The following is a 14,226-nucleotide window of genomic DNA, read 5'->3' on the forward strand; positions in this document are numbered from 1 at the left end:
GTAAAAAGCAGGCATAAAAAAACGGCGACCCTCGGGTCGCCGTTTTTTCAATATCACTTGGCCGCGTTGATCGGCTTTTCCGGATACCAGACGTCCAGCAGCGGGCTGATTTCAGTGCTGGTCAGCTCGGAGCGGGTTTTCAGCCAGGCTTCAACAGCAGCGCGCTGCTCTTCGGTGACCGAGCCGCGCTTCTGCAGGCAAACCAGACCGAAGTCGTCGCCGCCGACATAGCCCAGACCGTTGGCTTCCATGGCTTCTTTGATGAATGCTTCGAGGAAAGCGTCAATGGCTTCTTCGGACAGGTCTTCTTTGAAGCCCAGGTTCAGTTCGAAACCCAGCTCTTGAAATTCATCGACGCACAGTTTTTTGCGCAGACGCTGGGAACGGTTAGTCGCCATTGGAACAATCCTCTTAAGTAATAACGGCCGGCACTTTACCAGTTTAAGCCGGCGATTGCCCGACTCTCTGGGACGTGCGTGCGACCGCCTGTAAAAAAATAACGAATTGGCGCCCTTGCGAAAGGCACAAGCTGTAACAGCTTGGGGCATAATGCCGACACTTTCATGACCACTGAGGGCCTTTTCATCCATGTCCTCGTCTTTTTCCCCTCGGCTGTAGGGTTTTATTTCATATGATCAAATCGTTGCGTCCTCTGCTCCTGGCCGGTCTTCTTCTGCCGCTGGCCTTGCCCGTCTCCGCTGCCACCATCAACACCGCCCTGACCCCCAACGTCGAAAAAGCCCTCAAGGCCAGCAAGCTGCAGCCCACCGCCCTGTCGCTGGTGATGGTGCCGCTGGACGGTCCGGGCACGCCGACCGTGTACAACGCCGACGTGTCGGTCAACCCGGCCTCGACGATGAAGCTGGTCACCACTTACGCGGCACTGGAAATGCTCGGCCCCAACCATCAGTGGAAAACCGAGTTCTACACCGACGGCGACCTGAACGGCGGGATCCTCAACGGCAACCTCTACCTCAAAGGTGGTGGCGATCCGAAGCTGAACATGGAAAAACTCTGGCTGCTGATGCGCGACCTGCGTGCCAACGGCGTGACCCAGGTCACCGGTGATCTGGTGCTCGATCGCAGCTTCTTCGTGCAGCCGCAACTGCCGGAATTCAACGATGACGGCAACGACGAGAACAAGCCGTTCCTGGTCAAGCCGGATTCGCTGCTGGTCAACCTCAAGGCTCTGCGTTTCGTGGCTCGCAATGACAACGGCCGGGTATTGATCTCGGTCGAGCCGCCGATTGCCAGCATCAACATCGAAAACACCGTCAAAGCGCTCAACTCCAAACAATGCACCGGCGGCGTGCGCTACAACCCGGTGCCGCAGGCCGATGGCAGCGTGACCGTGACCGTGGCCGGCCAGTTGGGCGAAGGCTGCAGCTCGCAGACTTATCTGTCGCTGCTCGACCACGCGACCTATACCGCCGGCGCCGTGCGGGCGATCTGGAAGGAACTGGGTGGCAGCATCCAGGGCAAGGATCGTCTGGCCCCGACCCCGAGCAGCGCCAAAGTGCTGGCCCGTGCGTTCTCGCCGGATCTGGCGGAAATCATCCGCGACATCAACAAATACAGTAACAACACCATGGCTCAGCAACTGTTCCTGAGCCTGGGCCAGAAATTCCGCAACGACGCCGACGGCGATGACGCCAAAGCCGCGCAACGTGTGGTCCGTCAGTGGCTGGCGAAGAAAGGCATCACCGCGCCGCATCTGGTGATGGAAAACGGTTCAGGTCTGTCGCGCTCCGAGCGGGTCAGCGCCCGGGAAATGGCCAACATGCTGCAAGCGGCCTGGCACAGCCCTTACGCCGCCGAGTACATCAGCTCGCTGCCGATTGCCGGCACCGACGGCACCATGCGCAAACGCCTGAAGACCACCGCGATGCGCGGCGAAGCCCACGTCAAGACCGGCACCCTGAACACCGTAAGGGCGATTGCCGGCTTCAGCCGCGACGTCAACGGCAACACCTGGGCGGTGGTGGCGATCCTCAACGACAAGGCCCCGTTCGGCGCATCGTCGGTGCTGGATCAGGTGCTGCTGGATCTCTATAAACAGCCGCGGACGCCGCAGACTGCTTCGGTTCTGTAAGCACGCCACAAAACACTGTGGGAGCCAGCCTGCTGGCGATAGCGTCAGTTCAGTCAATGATCCAGTGACTGACACTCCGCCATCGCCAGCAGGCTGGCTCCCACATGTTCAGTGCCTAGTTCATCTGCCGCTCAACCCGATCCCGCCCACCCTGCTTCGCCGCATAAACCCCCGAATCCGCCCGCAGCAACAGCGCATCCGCGCCCTCCCCCGGTCGCCAGCTGGCAATCCCGAAACTGGCCGTCACCACCCCCACCACGTCGATCGGCGCACTGCGCAGGCTGTGCCATAACTCCTCGGCCAGCATGTGGGCGTGATCGCCGTCGATGTCCGGGCACAGCACCATGAACTCTTCGCCGCCCAACCGGCAGAACACGTCGGTACGCCGCAGCCGGTGACCGATGCGCTCGCAAACCGCCTGCAACACGCGGTCGCCCACCGCGTGACCGTACTGATCGTTGATCCGTTTGAAGTGGTCGATGTCGAGCATGATCACTGACAACTCGCCACCGCCACGCTCGACCCGGGCCATCTCGGTGGTCAGGCGCTCCTGGAAATAACGCCGGTTGTGAATGCCGGTCAGGGAATCGGTCACCGACAGCGCGCGCAATTCTTCTTCCACCCGTTTCAGGTCGGAAATATCCGAAATATAGCCGTGCCACAGCACGCCGCCACCCGGCAGTTCCTCCGGGGTCGCCTCGCCGCGAACCCAGCGCAGGCCGCGCCCGGGTAATTGCACGCGGTATTCCTCGCGCCACGGGCTGAGGTTGTCCGCCGAAGCGCGGATCGACTTGCGCACGCGGCTGACGTCCTGCGGATGGATGCGGGTGAAGATCGCTTCGGCGTTGAGCAGCAGCACATCCGGCTCCAGCTCGTAGATCTCGCGGATGCCGTCGCTGGCGTAGATCACGCTGAAGCGCCCGTCGAACTCCATTTTGAATTGATAGATCCCGCCGGGCACGTGGGCGCTGAGCTTTTTCAACAGCACGTCCCGTGCGGCCAGCGCTTCGTGCACGCGCTTGCGCTCGGTGATGTCGATGCAGATCGCCAGGTGCCCGACCCACAGCCCCTGCTCGTCCAGCACCGGTGTGGCCAGCATGTTCACTGGAATGTGGCTGCCGTCCTTGCGCACCAGCGTCCACTCGCGCGCCTCGTGCCCGCCGACTTCGCCACCCTCCACCAGCATCGCCTGGCAGGTCGGAATGGTTTTGCCATAGCGGGCGCTGAGCTCCGCCGCGCGGGCCACCAGTTCCCGGGGAAAGTGCAGGTTTTCCAGGGTCATGTGGCCGACCACTTCGTTGCTGTGATAACCGAGCATCTGCTCGGCACCGGGGTTGAACGTGTTGATCACGCCGCGCAGGTCGGTGGCGATGATTGCCACTTGGGTCGCCGCGTTGAGTACCCCGCGCAACTGGCCGTGGGTCCCGCGCAGTTCCTGTTCGCGTTCATGCAGTTCTTGAGTACGCAACTCGACCATGCGCAACGCGCGCTGGCGCTGACTGACCAGCACATAAAGCAGCGCGCTCAACAGCAGACTGAGCAACCCGCCCAGCACCACCACGCTGCCCACCGCCGAATGGTTGGCCTGCATGAACGCTTCGCTGGGCAGAATATCCACCTGATAGTCGTGATCGGCCATGCGCACCAACCGCGTAGCCGACAGATCGCTCGGCACCGATTCATTGGTCGACTCGAACAACACTTCATGCTGATCGTTGGTGGACAGATCGAGGATGCGCACCGAAAGATAGTCATGAAGTGCATCCGGCAAGCCGTCTGCCAGCAGCTGACGCATGCTGATGACAGCCATCACATAGCCATATGATCTGGACTCCCCTTTGCGCAGCAGCGGTGCCACCAACAAGACGCCGCGTGCGTAAGCCGGCTCGATACCGACCAGATGCATCGGCTGCGAGACCGCCAGGCCGCGAAGCTGGTCGGCACGTTCAAGGGTCGAGCGGCGCAATGGCTGGGCCAGCAAGTCGTAACCCAGCGGCGCGCCAAGCCGGCTCTGGGTCTGGCTGTACAACACCACTACGTATTCATCGCGGGCCGAGGCCAGTTGCAGCTCGCCGCGGGCATTGAGTTCGCGCACGCTGAAGGTGCTCAGGCCTTCATCCCGCGCCCGCTGTTCAAACGCTGCACGCTCGGCACCGCTCACCCGCAGGGCGAACGAATAGGCCTGGGTGCGCAGTAATAAAGGGTGGGTGTAGCCGTCGAATTCGGCGCGGGACACCGATTCGGAGTTGGCGAAGAACCGGCGCAGGCCATCGAGGCGTTGCTCCTGATCCTGAAAACGTTCTTCGATGCGGCTGTAGCGCTCGTTGGCCAGTAGCTGAAAGCGCTGGCGCAACTGGCTGTGGAACTGATTGAGGGTGCCCCAGGCGAGCAGCCCCGTGAGAATCCCGCCGGCGAGCAATACCAGCACCGCGACCAGCCAGGCCGAGACTTCTTCGCTGATAAAACCCAATATCTTCGGGCGCACGGGGTGCAACGACATAAAAGTCACTCACTACGTCAGCATCTGCGGGAAAAACCCCATCGGCCGTGTGTGAGTTATAGCTATTAGCCACTAATTTGGCTAGTTCTGAACGGATCCAAGAGCCTTTAAAAATCAAGGCTCTGTGGATCCAATGTTGCAGAGTGTCAACGAGCCGTGATTTTCCAGGCGCGGTGGATCTTGCCGTTGCGGGCGAAATCCGGGTCGATGGTGCTGGCGGTGATTTCCTCGACCGCGTAACGCTCGGCCAGGTTGTCTTCGAGCTGGAACTTGCGGAAGTTGTTGGAGAAATACAACACCCCGCCCGCTGCCAGACGCGCCATGGCCAGGTCGATCAACTGCACCTGATCACGCTGCACGTCGAAGATGCCTTCCATGCGCTTGGAGTTGGAGAAGGTCGGCGGATCGATGAAGATCAAGTCGTACTCTTCGCGGCAGTTCTCAAGCCACGCCATCACATCGCCCTGCTCCAGACGGTTCTTGTCCGAGAAACCGTTGAGCGACAGGTTGCGGCGCGCCCAGTCGAGGTAGGTTTTCGACAGGTCGACGCTGGTGGTGCTGCGCGCGCCGCCCTTGGCTGCGTGCACGCTGGCGGTCGCGGTGTAGCAGAACAGGTTGAGGAAGCGCTTGCCGGCCGCCTCTTTCTGGATCCGCATGCGCATTGGGCGGTGATCGAGGAACAGCCCGGTGTCGAGGTAGTCGGTGAGGTTGACCAGCAACTTCACGCCGCCCTCGGTCACTTCATTGAACTTGCCCTGAGCCGCCTGACGCTCGTACTGCTTGGTGCCGCTCTGACGCTCGCGGCGCTTGACCACCACGCGGCTCTTGTCGATGTTCAGCGCCTGCGGGATGGCCGCCAGCGCATCGAACATGCGGATCGAGGCTTTTTCCGGATCGATCGACTTCGGCGCGGCATATTCCTGAACGTGTACCCAGTCGTGGTACAGGTCGATGGCCATGGCGTATTCCGGCATGTCCGCATCGTAGACGCGGTAGCAGTCGATGCCTTCGCGCTTGACCCACTTGCCCATCGCCTTGAGATTCTTCTGCAGACGGTTGGCAAACATCTGCCCGCCTTCGCTCAGGCGCGGCTGCTCGACCACTGGCGCCGGGGCCGGCGTCGGTTTGATCGGGTTACCGTTCTTGTTGAACTTGCGCTCTTGCGGCTCGTTCGGCGTCTGATCGTAGGCGGCTTGCTCGCGCTCGGCCTGACGCTGCTCCGGGGTGCGGCGCTCGCCGGTGACGAACTGATCCGGCAGGACCTTGATCAACAGCAGCTTGCACGGCAGCGCGCCGTTCCAGAACGAATACTGTTTGTGGCTGCGGATGCCCATGCGCTTGCCCAGGTCCGGCGCGCCGGTAAACACCGCCGCTTCCCAGTTCAGGCAGGCCTGACGCAGACGCTCGCCGAGGTTCTGGTAGAGGTACAACAGACTGGCTTCATCACCCAGACGCTCGCCGTACGGCGGGTTGCAGATGACCAGACCTTTCTGGTTCTGGTCCGGACGCGGTTCGAAGGTCGCGACTTCGCCCTGATAGATCTTGATCCACTCGCTCAGGCCGGCGCGTTCGACGTTGTTGCGGCCCGGCTGAATCAGGCGTGGGTCGGCTTCATAACCACGAATCCACAGCGGCGGCTTGGCCAGACCGGCAGCAGCACGCTCGACGGCTTCTTCATGCAGTTTTTTCCACAGCGCCGGCACGTGACCGAGCCAGGCGGTAAAGCCCCACTGTTCGCGACGCAGGTTCGGCGCCATATCGGCGGCGATCATGCCGGCTTCGACCAGGAACGTACCGACACCGCACATCGGGTCCGCCAGCGCGCCACCTTCGGCGGCGATGCGCGGCCAGCCGGAACGGATCAGGATGGCGGCTGCGAGGTTTTCCTTCAGCGGCGCGGCGCCCTGCTGCAAGCGATAGCCGCGCTGGTGCAGGCTGTGGCCGGAAAGGTCGAGGGACAGAATCGCTTCGCCGCGATCCAGACGCAGGTGAATGCGCAAGTCCGGGTTGAGCTTGTCGATGCTTGGACGGTCGCCCTGCGGGGTGCGCAGTTTGTCGACGATGGCGTCCTTGACCTTCAGGGCGCCGAAGTGAGTGTTGTCGATGCCCGACCCATGACCGCTGAATTCCACGGCCAGTGTGCCGTCGGCCAGCATGTGATCCTGCCAGTCGACGTCGAGTACGCCATGGTACAGGTCTTCGGCGTTTTTCATCGGGAAGCGCTTAAGGACAAGTAGCACCCGGTTGGCCAGACGCGACCAGAGGCACAGGCGATAAGCGGTTTCCATGGTCGCCATGCCACGCACGGCGGAGGTGTGTTCGCGGGCCTCTTCAAGGCCAAGCCCGACGGCTTCCTCGATGAGCAGGCCTTCAAGGCCTTTGGGGCAAGTGAGGAAGAGTTCGAAACGGTCGGACATGGTTTTTCCAGAGCCTTTGGCTGATGAACCGGCAACGCATTGCCGATCCGGTTTTCAATCAGGCGCTTTTCTACAAGAGCGCCCGCGTGGCACGAAGGTGTGCCGTTCCATCCCCGCTGCTCGGGTTAAAAGAGCTTAGATGCCGGGACAGATAAAAAAGTTGAAGCAACAAAATGACTCAAAGCAACCCTTCGTCGAATAGTAGCCCAGCGTAAACGTGGGTCATTCTCACTAAAGGATTAACCTCATCATCCAGCGCGGGGCCGATCATACCGGGGTTTGGCCAATGGACGCTGGATAAATACGCGGTTACTTATGGCCATAGCATCTTTTTCGTTACGTCCTTATGACAAAACGGTCATTCCATCGATGTGACTCATTGGTTAGAACTGAACACAGGTTGACGTCGCAACGGCGTCAACACCTTGGCTCGCCACGCCGGCAGCGAGCCGCCAACGGCAGAGTTTTTCTGCCAGACCTCAATTGAGGTCGACGCGACAAAAACAGTCAACAAGTGAGGGAAACACCCTATGAGAAGACTTAAGCGTGATCCGTTGGAAAGAGCATTTTTGCGCGGATATCAATATGGCGTTGGTGGTAAATCCCGTGAGCTTTGCCCATTTACTCTACCGTCGGTACGTCAAGCCTGGATCAACGGCTGGCGAGAAGGACGCGGCGACAACTGGGACGGTATGACCGGCACTGCGGGAATCCACAGACTCAACGAACTTCACGCCGTCGGCTGACACAGGGCACTTATTCCGACACGACAATCTGATTTCGTAACAACCTGATCACCATGCACGTCCTTCCCGGACGGCGGGCTACGGCCCAGGGGCTCCTTCGAGGAGCCCTTTTTTATGCCCGCCGCATTATTTATGGCAGCGNCCATCGCGAGCAGGCTCGCTCTCACAAAGGATCAGCGCTTGGCGGCGATCGCATCCACGGACTCGCGGATCAGCGCCGGGCCCTTATAGATGAAGCCGGAGTAGATCTGCACCAGGCTCGCGCCGGCCGCGATCTTCTCGGCCGCATGCTTGCCTTCGGTGATGCCGCCCGCCGCGATGATCGGCAGCTTGCCGCCCAGCTCGGACGCCAGCACTTTCACGGTATGGGTGCTCTTCTCGCGAACCGGCGCGCCGGACAGACCGCCCGCCTCGTCCCCGTGTTCCATGCCTTCGACGCCCACGCGGCTGAGGGTGGTGTTGGTGGCGATCACCGCGTCCATCCCGGTTTCGATCAGTGCCTGGGCGACTTGCGCGGTTTCTTCGTCGGTCATGTCCGGCGCGATCTTGATCGCCAGCGGTACATGCTTGCCGTGGCGCAGCGCCAGTTCGGCGCGGCGCGTGGCCAGGTCCGCCAGCAATTGCTTGAGCGAATCACCGAATTGCAGGCTGCGCAGGCCCGGGGTGTTCGGCGAACTGACGTTGACCGTGACGTAACTGGCGTGAGCGTAGACCTTGTCCAGGCAGATCAGGTAGTCGTCTACTGCGCGCTCGACCGGGGTGTCGAAGTTCTTGCCGATGTTGATCCCCAGCACGCCTTTGTATTTGGCCGCCGCCACTCGCGCCAGCAGGTTATCCACACCGAGGTTGTTGAAACCCATGCGGTTGATGATCGCCTCGGCTTCCGGCAGACGGAAAATCCGTGGTTTCGGGTTGCCCGGCTGCGGACGCGGGGTCACGGTGCCGATTTCGACAAACCCGAAACCCAGCTGGGCGAAGCCATCGATGGCCGCGCCGTTCTTGTCCAGACCGGCCGCCAGACCCACAGGGTTCGGGAACGTCAGGCCCATGACATTCACCGGCAGCGACGCCGGCGCCTTGCACAGCAAGCCGTTGAGGCCCAAACGCCCGCCCGCGCCGATCAGATCCAGCGACAGATCGTGGGAGGTTTCCGGGGAAAGTTTGAACAACAGCTGACGGGCCAGGGTGTACATGGGCGGCTATGACTCGGGCGGCGAAAAGAGGCGGCGATTATAGCCGGGCATCCCCCCGACGCGCGAGGCGCACGGGTAAATCCGTGCGCATGGCATATGCCTTGCACCTTCCACGGCATCAGCCGGCAGGCCAATGGTGGCGTGCAGGCAAGGACAATGGCGTCGTCTCTCGGTTTTGCGCGGGCAAAGCCTGGGACGACGTTTTTTTTGAGGGTGGCTTTCATGACTCAAACCTCCGCCGGGCCGCTGGCCTGGGTCAACGGCAGCGATGCCCCGGAAAAAAGCGCGATCAACCTGGGCTTCATGGCCCTGAGCGACTGCGCCTCGCTGGTGGTCGCCGCCACTCAGGGCTTTGCCCAGCCTTACGGCCTGACCCTGAATCTCAAGCGCCAGAGTTCCTGGGCCAACCTGCGGGACAATCTGGTCAGCGGCGAACTCGATGCCGCCCACAGCCTTTACGGCCTGATTTACGCGGTGCATCTGGGCATCGGCGGCGTCGCGTCAACCGACATGGCGGTGCTGATGGGTCTGAATCAGAACGGCCAGAGCCTCAACCTGTCCCACGGCTTGCAGGGCCTGGGCGTGACCGGTCCTGAAGCGCTGCACCATCATGTGCACCAAACCCGCGCAAAACTGACCTTCGCCCAGACCTTCCCGACCGGCACCCATGCCATGTGGCTGTATTACTGGCTGGCGAGCCAGGGCATTCATCCGTTGCAGGATGTCGACAGCGTGGTGGTGCCGCCGCCGCAAATGGTCGCGCACCTTCAGGCCGGTCGCATCGATGGTTTATGCGTCGGCGAGCCCTGGGCGGCCAGCGCCGTGCAGCAGAATCTCGGTTTCACGTTGGCGACCAGCCAGACCATCTGGCCCGATCACCCGGAAAAAGTCCTCGGCTGCACCCGTGCCTTCGTCGAGCAATACCCCAACACCGCGCGCGCGCTGGTGATGGCGATCCTCGAGGCCAGCCGTTTCATCGAAGAGAGCCCGGAAAACCGCCGCAGCACCGCGCAACTTCTCAGCGCCGCCGAGTACCTCGACGCCCCGGTCTCCTGCATCGAACCGCGCTTTCTCGGCGACTACGACGATGGCCTCGGCAATCGCTGGCAAGACCCGCACGCCCTGCGCTTTCACGGCGATGGCGCGGTGAACCTGCCGTACCTGTCGGATGGCATGTGGTTCATGACCCAGTTCCGCCGCTGGGGTTTGCTGCGCGATGACCCGGACTACCTCGCCGTCGCCCGTCAGGTACAACAACTGGAGATCTATCGCGACGCAGCGACTGCTGTGGGCTTTGCGGCCTGGGGCAAGGACATGCGCAGCAGCCAGTTGATCGACGGCAAAATCTGGGACGGCAGCGACCCGGCCGCCTACGCCCGAAGCTTCAAGCTCCACGCGCTGAGCGACAGCGCCCCCCTTCTCGCCCACCGCTGACAGGAGACCGCGAACATGCTGCGCATTCTGCTGATCAACGACACCGCGAAAAAAGTCGGACGCCTGAAAGCCGCGCTGACCGAGGCCGGTTTCGAGGTGATCGACGAGTCGGGCCTGACCATCGACCTGCCGGCGCGCGTCGAAACGGTGCGTCCGGACGTGATCCTGATCGATACCGAGTCGCCGAGCCGCGATGTGATGGAGCAAGTGGTGCTGGTCAGCCGGGACCAGCCCCGGCCGATCGTGATGTTCACCGACGAGCATGATCCCGGCGTGATGCGTCAGGCGATCAAGTCCGGGGTCAGTGCCTACATCGTCGAAGGCATTCACGCACAACGCCTGCAGCCGATTCTCGACGTGGCCATGGCCCGCTTCGAAAGCGATCAGGCCTTGCGCGCCCAGCTACAGGCCCGCGACCAGCAACTGGCCGAGCGCAAGCGCATCGAACTGGCCAAGGGCCTGCTGATGAAAATGAAGGACTGCAACGAAGAAGAGGCCTACACCCTGATGCGCCGCCAGGCCATGAGCCGCCAGCAGAAACTGATTCAGGTGGCGGAGCAAATCATTGCCATGAGCGAGTTGCTTGGCTGAAGTTTCGTGGGGCCTGTAAAGGCCCCATCGCTGGCAAGCCAGCTCCCACAGGTTTCGTTGTCGTACACAGTCTCTGTGATTAATGCGGAACCTGTGGGAGCGGGCTTGCCCGCGATTGGCCGTAACGCGATTTCAGACTATTGGCACAAATCTCGCTAAGCAATCACCACAGGTAACCAACGGCGGTTGCCCCACCTACGACAAAGACGTCGCTCACCTTCTTCGCCCCTTTCGGCGATCCGGGTAGCGGCGTTTTTGCGTTTTGGCCCCACAGCCCGGGGCCGGTGGTGCGGCCGTGGCGGCGCTCCACTTGCTGGCTTGTGACTCCTTCTCGAGATTCTTAACAGCTGAGGTGCGCGATGAATAAAAGCTTCTGGAAATCCGGCCACACCCCGACCCTGTTCGCAGCCTTCCTGTATTTCGACCTGAGCTTCATGGTCTGGTACCTGCTCGGCCCGCTGGCGGTGCAGATTGCTGGCGACCTGCACCTGACCACTCAACAGCGCGGCCTCGTGGTGGCGACGCCGATTCTGGCCGGCGCGGTGCTGCGCTTTGCGATGGGCATGCTTGCCGATCGCCTGTCACCCAAGACTGCCGGGCTGATCGGCCAGGTGATCGTGATCTGTGCACTGTTCGGTGCCTGGAAACTGGGCATCCACAGTTACGAACAGGCTCTGCTGCTCGGCCTGTTCCTCGGCATGGCCGGAGCGTCGTTCGCCGTGGCCCTGCCGCTGGCGTCGCAATGGTATCCGCCGGAGCATCAGGGCAAGGCGATGGGCATCGCCGGGGCCGGCAATTCCGGGACCGTGTTCGCCGCGCTGATCGCCCCGGTACTGGCGGCGGCGTTCGGCTGGAGCAATGTGTTCGGTTTCGCCCTGATTCCACTGCTCCTGACTTTGGTGCTGTTCGCCTGGCTGGCAAAAAACGCTCCCGAGCGACCAAAAGCCAAATCCATGGCCGACTACTTCAAGGCCCTGGGCGACCGCGACAGCTGGTGGTTCATGTTTTTCTACAGCGTCACCTTCGGCGGCTTCATCGGCCTGGCCAGCGCCCTGCCCGGCTACTTCAACGATCAATACGGCCTCAGCCCGGTGACCGCCGGTTACTACACCGCCGCCTGCGTGTTCGGCGGCAGCCTGATGCGACCGCTGGGTGGCGCGCTGGCGGACCGGTTCGGCGGAATTCGCACCCTGCTGGCGATGTACACAGTGGCCGTAGTCTGCATCGCGGCGGTCGGCTTCAACCTGCCGAGTTCCTACGCGGCGCTGGCCCTGTTCGTCTGCACCATGCTCGGTCTCGGCGCGGGTAATGGCGCGGTGTTCCAACTGGTGCCACAGCGCTTTCGGCGTGAAATCGGCGTGATGACCGGGCTGATCGGCATGGCCGGCGGCATCGGCGGCTTTGCCCTGGCGGCAGGCATGGGCGCGATCAAACAGAGCACCGGCAGCTATCAACTGGCGCTGTGGTTGTTCGCCAGCCTTGGCGTGCTGGCGTGGTTCGGCCTGCATGGGGTCAAACGTCGCTGGAGAACCACCTGGGGTTCGGCGGCCGTGACCGCTGCCCGGGTCTGAGGCCCGAATGGCTCTGCAACTGAGCTTTGCCGAAGCCAGCGCCACCGGTCCCCGCGCGGAAAACCAGGACGCCTTGCGCCTGGTGACCCCGGCCCCGGCGCTGGCCGCCAGCAAGGGTTTCCTGTTCGCCATCGCCGACGGCGTCAGCCAGTGCGCCGACGGTGGTCTGGCCGCGCGTTCGACCTTGCAGGCGCTGGCGCTGGACTACTACGCCACCCCGGAAACCTGGAGCGTGGCCCAGGCCCTCGATCGTCTGCTGCTCGCACAAAACCGCTGGTTGCAGGCCAATGGTGGCGGTCAGCCGCTGCTCACCACGGTCAGTGCGCTGGTCATGCGCGGCCGGCGCTTTACCCTGGCGCACGTCGGCGATTGCCGGGTCTATCGCTGGCACGCCGATAACTTGCAGCGGATCAGCGAGGATCACGTCTGGGATCAACCGGGCATGCAGCATGTGCTCAAGCGCGCACTGGGGCTGGATCAGCATCTGGTGCTGGACTTTCTCGACGGCGAACTGCGTGACGGCGAATGTTTCGTGCTGCTCAGTGACGGCGTGTGGGCCGCGCTTGGCGATACCGCCATCGCCGGGATTCTGCGCGATCAACCGGACCTGCACAGTGCCGCGCAAACGCTGGTCAACGCTGCGCATCTGGCCGGCAGTCAGGACAATGCCAGTGCGCTGTTGGTGCGGGTGGATGCGGTTGGCGAGGCCAGCCTTGGCGATGCGTTGATTCATTTGCAGCAATGGCCCCTGCCCCCGCCGCTGAAACCGGCTCAGGCCTTTGAAGGCTGGCGGGTTCAAGAGGTTATAAGTCAGAGCCAGCAATCGCTGCTGTATCGCGTGCTCGATGGTCAGGGTCAGGCGTGGCTGTTGAAGACCTTGCCTGCACCACTGGCAGACGATGCCCAGGCCGGCCAGGCCTTGCTGGCGGAGGAATGGTTTCTCAAACGCGTCGCCGGGCGGCATTTCCCTGAAGTCCATAGCGCCGGTCAGCGTCAGCATTTGTACTACGTGATGCGTGAATATTCGGGAACCACCCTGGCGCAGTTGTTCGAACAAAGCGGCCCGCTGCCACTGGCCCAGTGGCAGGATCTGGCCGAACGCCTGCTGCGGGCCGTCGGCCTGCTGCATCGACGGCAGATCCTGCACCGCGACATCAAACCGGAAAACCTGCACCTGGGGGACGACGGCGAGTTGCGCCTGCTGGATTTCGGCCTGGCGTATTGCCCCGGTCTGTCGCAGGACACACCGTCGACCTTGCCCGGAACCCCGAGCTACATCGCACCGGAAGCTTTTCAAAGCGCAGCCCCCAGTGCACAACAGGATCTGTATGCGGTGGGCGTGACCTTGTATTTCCTGCTCACCGGACATTTTCCCTACGGCGAGATCGAAGCCTTCCAGCGCCCGCGTTTCGGGGTGCCGGTGAGTGCCGGTCGCTATCGCCCGGATCTGCCGGAGTGGCTGGCGCAGTGTCTGGAGCGCGCTGTGGCGGCTGATCCCTTGCAACGCTATGAAACCGCCGAGGAATGGTTGCTGATGCTGGAGCAAGGTGAACGACGTAGCCTGAATGTACGCCCTCGCCCCTTGCTGGAACGGGAGCCGCTGAAGGTCTGGCGGACATTGGCGTTGCTGGCACTGCTGGGCAATCTGGTGCTGCTGTTTCTGTTGTTTCATGGCTGATGCG

10 protein-coding genes are annotated in these 14,226 nt (G+C 62.2%); 6 read left to right on the forward strand and 4 right to left on the reverse strand.

What is annotated here, in order from left to right:
- Positions 1-53: 53 nt before the first annotated feature.
- Positions 54-398: a YggL family protein gene (locus tag ACTJK9_RS25260; protein ID WP_039770011.1), complete on the reverse strand. Its 345-nt coding sequence runs from the start codon at positions 396-398 to the stop codon at positions 54-56.
- Positions 399-631: 233 nt separating this feature from the next.
- Between ACTJK9_RS25260 and dacB the strand changes: the two genes are divergently transcribed.
- Positions 632-2,092 carry a D-alanyl-D-alanine carboxypeptidase/D-alanyl-D-alanine endopeptidase gene (gene dacB / locus ACTJK9_RS25265; RefSeq protein ID WP_039770010.1) on the forward strand — a complete coding sequence of 487 codons (1,461 nt, stop codon included), beginning with the start codon at positions 632-634 and terminating at the stop codon, positions 2,090-2,092.
- Between the two features lie 115 nt (positions 2,093-2,207).
- Here dacB and ACTJK9_RS25270 read toward each other — a convergent pair whose 3' ends face one another.
- Together ACTJK9_RS25270 and rlmKL are read right to left on the reverse strand one after the other, a co-directional pair.
- Positions 2,208-4,592 carry a sensor domain-containing diguanylate cyclase gene (locus ACTJK9_RS25270; RefSeq protein ID WP_440817026.1) on the reverse strand — a complete coding sequence of 795 codons (2,385 nt, stop codon included), beginning with the start codon at positions 4,590-4,592 and terminating at the stop codon, positions 2,208-2,210.
- 146 nt (positions 4,593-4,738) lie between these two features.
- On the reverse strand, positions 4,739-7,009 hold the full coding sequence (gene rlmKL, locus ACTJK9_RS25275; protein ID WP_064594693.1) for a bifunctional 23S rRNA (guanine(2069)-N(7))-methyltransferase RlmK/23S rRNA (guanine(2445)-N(2))-methyltransferase RlmL: 2,271 nt from the start codon (positions 7,007-7,009) through the stop codon (positions 4,739-4,741).
- Between the two features lie 530 nt (positions 7,010-7,539).
- Between rlmKL and rmf the strand changes: the two genes are divergently transcribed.
- A complete protein-coding gene (gene rmf / locus ACTJK9_RS25280; RefSeq protein ID WP_003223300.1) occupies positions 7,540-7,755 on the forward strand; it encodes a ribosome modulation factor in 216 nt (71 codons plus the stop codon).
- A gap of 173 nt (positions 7,756-7,928) precedes the next feature.
- Here the strand turns inward: rmf and ACTJK9_RS25285 are convergent, their stop codons facing one another.
- Positions 7,929-8,948, reverse strand: a complete 1,020-nt coding sequence (locus ACTJK9_RS25285; RefSeq protein ID WP_039770005.1) for a quinone-dependent dihydroorotate dehydrogenase — start codon at positions 8,946-8,948, stop codon at positions 7,929-7,931.
- A 222-nt stretch (positions 8,949-9,170) separates the two neighbouring features.
- Between ACTJK9_RS25285 and ACTJK9_RS25290 the strand changes: the two genes are divergently transcribed.
- From ACTJK9_RS25290 to ACTJK9_RS25305, 4 genes are all read left to right on the forward strand, one after another.
- Complete coding sequence (locus ACTJK9_RS25290) at positions 9,171-10,382, forward strand: CmpA/NrtA family ABC transporter substrate-binding protein (RefSeq protein WP_440817029.1); 1,212 nt, start codon at positions 9,171-9,173, stop codon at positions 10,380-10,382.
- A 15-nt stretch (positions 10,383-10,397) separates the two neighbouring features.
- Positions 10,398-10,973 (forward strand): ANTAR domain-containing response regulator, encoded by a 576-nt coding sequence (locus ACTJK9_RS25295; protein ID WP_007916390.1) that lies wholly within the window; start codon positions 10,398-10,400, stop codon positions 10,971-10,973.
- Between the two features lie 359 nt (positions 10,974-11,332).
- On the forward strand, positions 11,333-12,544 hold the full coding sequence (locus ACTJK9_RS25300) for a nitrate/nitrite transporter (protein WP_064594690.1): 1,212 nt from the start codon (positions 11,333-11,335) through the stop codon (positions 12,542-12,544).
- A 7-nt stretch (positions 12,545-12,551) separates the two neighbouring features.
- A complete protein-coding gene (locus ACTJK9_RS25305; RefSeq protein WP_440817033.1) occupies positions 12,552-14,222 on the forward strand; it encodes a protein kinase domain-containing protein in 1,671 nt (556 codons plus the stop codon).
- Positions 14,223-14,226: the final 4 nt, after the last annotated feature.

This window comes from Pseudomonas sp. 22082, from assembly GCF_052046055.1.
GTDB classification, from domain to species: domain Bacteria; phylum Pseudomonadota; class Gammaproteobacteria; order Pseudomonadales; family Pseudomonadaceae; genus Aquipseudomonas; species Aquipseudomonas pharyngis.

Excerpts from the sequence above, each read along its gene's own strand:
- ACTJK9_RS25260 (WP_039770011.1), bottom strand. The coding sequence starts at position 398 with ATGGCGACTAACCGTTCCCAGCGTCTGCGCAAAAAACTGTGCGTCGAT.
- dacB (WP_039770010.1), top strand. The coding sequence starts at position 632 with ATGATCAAATCGTTGCGTCCTCTGCTCCTGGCCGGTCTTCTTCTGCCG.
- ACTJK9_RS25270 (WP_440817026.1), bottom strand. The coding sequence starts at position 4,592 with ATGTCGTTGCACCCCGTGCGCCCGAAGATATTGGGTTTTATCAGCGAA.
- rlmKL (WP_064594693.1), bottom strand. The coding sequence starts at position 7,009 with ATGTCCGACCGTTTCGAACTCTTCCTCACTTGCCCCAAAGGCCTTGAA.
- rmf (WP_003223300.1), top strand. The coding sequence starts at position 7,540 with ATGAGAAGACTTAAGCGTGATCCGTTGGAAAGAGCATTTTTGCGCGGA.
- ACTJK9_RS25285 (WP_039770005.1), bottom strand. The coding sequence starts at position 8,948 with ATGTACACCCTGGCCCGTCAGCTGTTGTTCAAACTTTCCCCGGAAACC.
- ACTJK9_RS25290 (WP_440817029.1), top strand. The coding sequence starts at position 9,171 with ATGACTCAAACCTCCGCCGGGCCGCTGGCCTGGGTCAACGGCAGCGAT.
- ACTJK9_RS25295 (WP_007916390.1), top strand. The coding sequence starts at position 10,398 with ATGCTGCGCATTCTGCTGATCAACGACACCGCGAAAAAAGTCGGACGC.
- ACTJK9_RS25300 (WP_064594690.1), top strand. The coding sequence starts at position 11,333 with ATGAATAAAAGCTTCTGGAAATCCGGCCACACCCCGACCCTGTTCGCA.
- ACTJK9_RS25305 (WP_440817033.1), top strand. The coding sequence starts at position 12,552 with ATGGCTCTGCAACTGAGCTTTGCCGAAGCCAGCGCCACCGGTCCCCGC.